This is a genomic window from Protofrankia sp. CiP1_Cm_nod3 (assembly GCF_982290655.1).
The window spans coordinates 1-1,403 of record NZ_CEVIVD010000198.1 but is presented as its reverse complement, the minus strand read 5'-3'; the positions used below and the strand labels follow the sequence as shown (position 1 = coordinate 1,403).

At 69.0% G+C, this 1,403-nt stretch carries 2 protein-coding genes and 1 pseudogene; all 3 read right to left on the bottom strand.

The window, feature by feature from the left end; translation table 11 throughout:
- Nucleotides 1-24: 24 nt before the first annotated feature.
- On the bottom strand, nucleotides 25-552 hold the full coding sequence (locus AC5LUJ_RS22475; RefSeq protein ID WP_250287535.1) for a GNAT family N-acetyltransferase: 528 nt from the start codon (nucleotides 550-552) through the stop codon (nucleotides 25-27).
- On the bottom strand, nucleotides 549-845 hold the full coding sequence (locus tag AC5LUJ_RS22470) for a type II toxin-antitoxin system TacA family antitoxin (RefSeq protein ID WP_250287537.1): 297 nt from the start codon (nucleotides 843-845) through the stop codon (nucleotides 549-551). The genes AC5LUJ_RS22475 and AC5LUJ_RS22470 overlap by 4 nt, the downstream gene beginning before the upstream one ends.
- Nucleotides 846-962: 117 nt before the next feature.
- Nucleotides 963-1,091 (bottom strand): annotated as a pseudogene (locus AC5LUJ_RS22465) (IS6 family transposase); the annotation flags it as partial.
- Nucleotides 1,092-1,403 lie beyond the last annotated feature (312 nt).

Here is a 1,403-nt window from a genome sequence, read left to right as displayed (position 1 = left end):
CGAATCGGGACAGCATGGGCTTGGTCAGGTACTGCCGAGGGCCTTGCGGAGGTCCTTCATCAGGAGGAACAGGTGCATGGGGTCGGTGGGGCTGGGCTCGAACTTCGCCAGGCGCAGGTAGAAGTCGCGGGCGGTCTCGTTCTCGCAGTGGATCAGCAGGGCCCGCACTCCGATGACCTCCCCGGCGGCGGCAACGCGGCGCAGGGCGTCGACCACCAGGGCCTGGCCCAGCCCGGCGCCCTGGACCGACAGATCTACACCGAGCCGGGTGAGGATGACTACCGGCTGGTGGTAGCGGCCCGCGCCCTGCGTCAGCCGCCGCGGCGCCTGCGTCGGCGCGACCGACCCCGCCGCCAGCGCGTAGTAGCCGACCACCCGCCGATCGCCGTCCTCGGCGCCGGTGACCACGTACACCCGGGATGAGCCCGATTGGTGCGCCTGCAACGCGTGCGCCGTCAACCAGGACGACTGCGCCGCCGACCCGCAGTCAAACCCGGACAGCACATGGCTGGCGGCCGCCGGTTCGACCGGGCCGAACCTGCGACCGCTCACCGACCGCCCTGGCCAGGCTCGGACTGGTCCAGCACGGTGGGTGCCGACAGCAGCTCCCGCAGCCCCGCCACCTCGGACGCCGGCCGGTCCAACGCATGGTCAAACGCCTGCCAGGCCACCTCGTCCAGGACGAACACCCGCCGATCCGCCAGAATGTCGGCCGCCGCCTCAGTAGCAGCCTTCAACACGAACGCCGACACCGTGCTCCCGGAGGCCGAACTGGCGGCCTCCAGCAGCGCCTTCTGCGCCGGCTCCACCCGAAGGTGCAGCCGATCGTCCTTCGCACCCGCCACCCCACCAGCGTACGCACAACGTACGCCATGCACCAAGGCATGTGCGGCTACGCTCACTGCGTCACACGTTCCCGCACAGCCGAGAACTCATGCTGGACGTGATCATGTTGGCGGTCCGCATGGCCGGGCCGCGTCGATCAGCAGCGGGGTGAACCGGCACACCCACCGGTAGACGGTCACGTGGCCAACGACGAGACCTCGCTCCGCGAGGAGCTCCTCGACGTCCCGGCAGGACCCGGCGTAGCGGTCGAACAAATCCATGATTGACAACTGTCGAAACGAGATCGTTGCAGGTTACATCCATGATCATACGTGGAGGCGAGGGGATGGAACTTGAACCCTGATCTAGCCCGCTAACTGCGCAGACATGGCTGACCCCGGCCTTCACCCCGTCAGGCCGCCGAACAACCAGGCGGACGGCTCGATCCTGATCGAGTCCTCAGTGAGGCAGGCCGCTGGCTGGTCCGGGGCTCGTGGCCGGGACAGGGCCGACGGGGCTTCCGTCGGACACTTTCGCCGTCCGGCAGCGCGTGTGCGCCGTGCTGCCACGAGGCCTGT